The organism is Paraburkholderia sp. RL18-085-BIA-A (genome assembly GCF_046027075.1).
Taxonomy (GTDB): Bacteria; Pseudomonadota; Gammaproteobacteria; order Burkholderiales; family Burkholderiaceae; genus Paraburkholderia.
Genome location: NZ_JARESU010000456.1, coordinates 1 through 1,147 on the forward strand (window position 1 = coordinate 1; position 1,147 = coordinate 1,147).

At 56.6% G+C, this 1,147-nt stretch carries 1 pseudogene; it reads right to left on the bottom strand.

What is annotated here, in order from left to right:
- Positions 1-626 precede the first annotated feature (626 nt).
- Positions 627-1,147, bottom strand: a pseudogene (locus tag P0D89_RS53195) (hypothetical protein); the annotation flags it as partial.

Below are 1,147 nucleotides of genomic sequence, written 5' to 3' on the forward strand. Positions count from 1 at the left end.
TCTCATGCATGCCCGGCGGACATGTTCCCAAGAACGGGCGCGGTAGCGCGGTGTGTGACGGATGCTCTTCATGAAGGCTCCAGTTGAACGAGAGCCCTCCCCGTGGGAGAAAGCTCCCAGAGGGACAAAATGAAAAAGGTCCGTTGCCGGACCAGTCGATGCGCCTGTGGCGCGGTGAATTTCCTTAGAGTAAGCCCACCGCTGGGGCCCGCTCCTGTGAAAAGATGCTGAAATTGTGGTGTCTATCGACCGAGGCTTGATGCTCTACCAAAGCCGATCACCAACCGTCGATGGGGCTCGCCTCCGAAAGCGAAAACGCGGAATCGCCATCGCTATATCCGGCGCATCAACCACCACCCGACGAATGCCTTGTGTATGGTCGGTACCTGCATCGGATACTTTGCGCGCCGCGGACAAATAAAAAGCCCGCCGAAGGTCCCGTTGGGGGACACGCGGCGGGCGGGTTTTCAGGTTGATCGATTACATGCTGGGCGACGGCGAACCGTGCTGCTGATCCACCTCGGCCGAAACCGACAGGATTTTTCCATTCGTTGTTCCTGGCGGTCCGATCCGAACTGACGCGTAATGCAGTACGCCGCTGACGGCGTCTACAAGGACCGTGTTGTCTATCCCTTTGCTGAACCCGTCTGGCAGCAAGCGAATCCATACGCGCCGTCGTTCTCAAACACCGTCATGAGTTTAATGTCTTCCTTTGCCAAGGAATACGGAACCTCGACGCGATCGCCTTCTTTCAGGTTAGCAAGCCACACACGATGGACATCATCTGGCGTGGGCACCATTTTCCGACCCGCGACACAATCTGCCGCCCAGTCATCTTGAGGAAAATCCTCCTGCATGACATCCGTGACTTCGGCGACGAGATCGTGGCGCTTCGCCGCGATATAAGTGGCCAAATCGCGTCTCGTTACGCCGTCTACGTTGCCTGACCGTACCGAACTGATGACGCGATACACATCCACCTTGCGCAACTCGCCGATCGAGTCAGCAGAGATCTTGATGAACTGTTCAAGGTCTGTGAAACACTGCTTCTGATTGGCAGCTTCGGGCGACAAGGTGCCGAGTTCAGCAGTATTAATTTGCATGCTCATGCAATGCTCCGGAAAAGTACGGAGCACGCCCCAACGGG